The sequence below is a fragment of the Methylobacterium variabile genome (assembly GCF_001043975.1).
In the GTDB taxonomy this organism is placed as follows: domain Bacteria; phylum Pseudomonadota; class Alphaproteobacteria; order Rhizobiales; family Beijerinckiaceae; genus Methylobacterium; species Methylobacterium variabile.
This window is the reverse complement of sequence record NZ_LABY01000283.1, coordinates 1-3152: the sequence shown is the minus strand read 5'-3', so window position 1 is coordinate 3152 and position 3152 is coordinate 1. Positions and strand designations below refer to the sequence as shown.

Genomic DNA, 3152 nt, shown 5'->3' with positions numbered 1-3152 from the left:
GCCTGCGCACCGAGGGCGGGGCGGGCTCAATCCGTCTGCTGCCCGATGACGGGAGCCTCGGTCGCGACGAAGAGGGCGGCGACCGAAGCCGCCTTCGACCTCCCGAGGGTGCTCGGAAGCGTTCGTCAAGTCAACGAGTTTGTTCTTTTTATAGAACGACACGTCGGAGTGGATCCGGCTGCGGGAAGCGGAGGTGCGAGAAGAATGTCCGCGCCATGTGGACCAGTCGGCCGGGTGATCGTCGCCGGGAGATCCCGCGAAGGCCGCTGGCCTCGCGTGTTGCCGCGGCTGCTGAACCGCTCGCACAAGGGTCCTGCCATGCAGACGATCGCTCCGCCGCGCCGGCCGTGGCGGAACAGCCGCGGCTCCTGCCGCTGGTTTCCCGACAGAATGGTTCGCGTCGGCTTCCTCGGCCGCCACCCTGGAGGCAACGGACGCATGGTCGCCGAAGGCAACGACCGGATTTGCGTTCGCAAGGTCAGGGTCAAGCAACGCCGGCTCGACCGCTTCCTCGCCGATCCCCACAACGGCGAATGGGAGTGAGCAAGGCTCCGGCTCGCGCTCCCCGAAGGCCGCGCCCGGCTCCTCGGCCGGGACGTCACGGTCGACGGAGTCGAGCCGGTCCTAATAGTTGATCGTCGCCCGCAGCCCCATCACGGTGGCGTTCTTCAGTCGCCGCCCGTTGTCGTCGGCGAGGCCGCCGCCGGGGCGCATGACGAATTGCAGGTCGGGCTGCAGGGTGAAGCCGGGCAGCACCTCGGCCTGGTAGGTCGCCTCGATGACGACCTCGCTGCTGCGGATCGGGTTGGTGCCCTGGCCGAACCGGAGAGTGTCGCGGTCGAAGGCCCGGGCCGCCGGGCTGATGCGCGAGTAGATCACACCCAGCGCGGCGGTGTCGTTGGGGCGGCCGGGCAGCAGGCCTTTGTAGGCGATGCCGCCATCGACGTAGAGATCGATCAGGTTGCGGTCGCCCGGCACCTTCGACATCCGCAGGAAGGCGCTGGCGCCTTCGTCCTCGGTGCCGGGCTCGCGGTAGAGCGTCTGGTCGATGATGCCGTAGACGCCGCGGTCGCCGCGGAAGCGCCGGGCGATGCCGCTCGCTTCCGGGTCGGCCAGGAACCGGCCGGCGACGCTGTCGAGGCGCGGGCTGTCGAAGCCGCCGAGATGCTGCCAGCCGCCGAGGGTCGCGGTGCCGTGCAGGCTCTCGCCCCACAGGTTGAGCGTGTAGGCGTAGGCGACCTCGCCGATCAGCAGGGGCGGGTCGCTGAGCCGGAAGCTGGTGCCGGTGCGGTTGATCCGCTGCGGGTCGGTGTCGTCGCCCCGGCGCGTCCCGGCCGGGTCGCCGTTGAAGATGGCGCCCTGGAACGACAGGCGCTCCTCGGGCACGTACTTCACCCGCACGGCCGGGGTGGCCAGCGGATAGATCGGCCCGCCGCTCGGCAGCACCACGGCGCCGACATTCGGCCAGCCGAAGCCGGCATTGAAGAACACCACGGCGGACTGGGCGATGGCGAACTCGGTGTCGGCCGAGACCTGGCCGACCTTGATCGAGAGCTGGTCGCCGAAGAAGCGCTGCTCGAGCCAGAGCTCGAACAGCCGCGTCGCCGGCAGGGCCTCGATGCCGCTGACCGTCGTCAGGTTGTTGACGTAGGACCGCGACAGCCCGTGGCCGTGGATCTGGAAGAAGTCGGTGTGGAAGCGCGCGCCGGTCCAGCCCGCGAGCTTCTCGAGGTCGACGTCGAGGGAGGTGTCGAGGCGCCCGCCATAGGTCGCGCCGCGCCGCAAGCCCCCGCGCAGGTTGGCGAGCCCCTCGCCGATGTAGGTGATGGTGTAGGTGATGCCGCGCTCGGCCAGGAAGGCGCGGACGCCGAACGGGTCGCCGTAGGGGCCGAGCGCCGACTGGATCGAGCTGCCGATGGTCAGCGAGACCTGGTCGGAGGTCTGCGACTGGGCGATGGCGGTCTGCGGGTCGCCGCCGGCGCCGGTCGGCGGCGGGCGGGCCATGATCGGCAGGACGGGGACCGGCGGAGCCTGTGCCTGCTGTGCGGCGGCCCCGCCCGGCGCGACGATGAGGACGGCGAGCGCCGCCGCGCGCAGGCCCCCGCCCATCCGGTCGTCAGTACCGGGCCGGCACGTACATCTCGGCCGGGATCGGCCCGCGCACGTAGTCGGGGTTGCGCACCCGCTCGGGCAGGTGGACGGGCGGGCGCTCGACCGTGCCGTAGGGCACCAGCTCCAGGAGGTGGCTGATGCAGTTGAGGCGCGCGCGCGGCTTGTCGACCGCGTCGACCACCCACCACGGCGCCTCGGGGATGTGGGTGCGGGCCAGCATGTCCTCCTTGGCCCGGGTGTAGCTCTCCCAGCGCCGGCGGGACTCGACGTCCATCGGGCTGAGCTTCCACTGCTTGAGGGGATCGCGGATGCGCATCTCGAAGCGGTGGGCCTGCTCCGCGTCGGTGATCGAGAACCAGTACTTCACCAGGATGATCCCTGAGCGCACCAGCATGCGCTCGAACTCCGGCACCGAGCGGAAGAACTCCTCCACGTCGGCCTCGGAGCAGAAGCCCATGACGCGCTCGACGCCGGCCCGGTTGTACCACGAGCGGTCGAACAGCACGATCTCGCCGCCGGTCGGCAGGTGGCTGACGTAGCGCTGGAAGTACCACTGGCCGCGCTCGCGCTCGCTCGGGGCGGGCAGGGCGGCGACGCGGCAGACACGGGGGTTCAGGCGCTGGGTGATGCGCTTGATGACGCCGCCCTTGCCGGCGGAGTCGCGGCCCTCGAACAGCACCACGACCTTGAGCTTGTTGGTGTGGACCCAGTCCTGGAGCCGCACGAGCTCGTGCTGGAGGCGCAGGAGCTCGCGGAAGTAGAGCTTGCGGTCGAGCCCGGGCGCCGCATCCTCGCGCGGCGGCACGAGCCGCGCGAGGCGCTCCTCCTCGATCTCCAGCTCCAGCTCCTCGTCGAACGCCTCCGCGATCTCGCGCCGCAGCGCCTCGATGGCGTCGGCGTCGGAGGCGCTCCGCAGCTCGCTCATGGTCGTGGGTCCCATTCCGTCCGTTCGGGCGGAAGCCTAAGGGCGTCCCGTGACACTACGGAGAAACGCGCCGCGGTTTCCGCAGCGTCGCACCCGGTCCGCGCGGACCGTGCGC

Annotated in this window: 3 protein-coding genes; 1 reads left to right on the top strand and 2 read right to left on the bottom strand. The window is 70.9% G+C overall.

The features are described from left to right. Positions 1-318 precede the first annotated feature (318 nt). On the top strand, positions 319-543 hold the full coding sequence (locus VQ02_RS37715) for a hypothetical protein (RefSeq protein ID WP_157080884.1): 225 nt from the start codon (positions 319-321) through the stop codon (positions 541-543). 81 nt (positions 544-624) lie between these two features. On the opposite strand, the gene VQ02_RS30915 is transcribed toward VQ02_RS37715, so the two are convergent. Together VQ02_RS30915 and ppk2 are read right to left on the bottom strand one after the other, a co-directional pair. After that, positions 625-2109, bottom strand: coding sequence for a carbohydrate porin (locus VQ02_RS30915; RefSeq protein WP_048448091.1), 1485 nt, complete (start codon positions 2107-2109; stop codon positions 625-627). A gap of 7 nt (positions 2110-2116) precedes the next feature. Next, positions 2117-3037 (bottom strand): polyphosphate kinase 2, encoded by a 921-nt coding sequence (gene ppk2, locus VQ02_RS30910; RefSeq protein ID WP_048448092.1) that lies wholly within the window; start codon positions 3035-3037, stop codon positions 2117-2119. Positions 3038-3152 lie beyond the last annotated feature (115 nt).

Excerpts from the sequence above, each read along its gene's own strand:
- VQ02_RS30915 (WP_048448091.1), bottom strand. The coding sequence starts at position 2,109 with ATGGGCGGGGGCCTGCGCGCGGCGGCGCTCGCCGTCCTCATCGTCGCG.
- VQ02_RS37715 (WP_157080884.1), top strand. The coding sequence starts at position 319 with ATGCAGACGATCGCTCCGCCGCGCCGGCCGTGGCGGAACAGCCGCGGC.
- ppk2 (WP_048448092.1), bottom strand. The coding sequence starts at position 3,037 with ATGAGCGAGCTGCGGAGCGCCTCCGACGCCGACGCCATCGAGGCGCTG.